At 53.9% G+C, this 243-nt stretch carries 1 rRNA gene; it reads right to left on the bottom strand.

Going from position 1 to position 243, the window contains the following annotated elements:
• A 23S ribosomal RNA gene (locus tag AWV70_RS10950) occupies nt 1–243 on the bottom strand; the annotation flags it as partial.

Consider the following 243-nt stretch of genomic DNA (forward strand, 5'->3'; position numbering starts at 1 on the left):
GTTTACTGGGGCTTCAATTCGAAGCTTCGCTTGCGCTGACCTCTCCTCTTAACCTTCCAGCACCGGGCAGGCGTCAGCCCCTATACGTCACCTTACGGTTTTGCAGAGACCTGTGTTTTTGCTAAACAGTCGCCTGGGCCTATTCACTGCGGCTCTTTCGGGCTGTAACACCCTACACAGAGCACCCCTTCTCCCGAAGTTACGGGGTCATTTTGCCGAGTTCCTTAACGAGAGTTCTCTCGA

Source organism: Sporosarcina koreensis (genome assembly GCF_001531445.1).
Lineage (GTDB): Bacteria > Bacillota > Bacilli > Bacillales_A > Planococcaceae > Sporosarcina > Sporosarcina koreensis_C.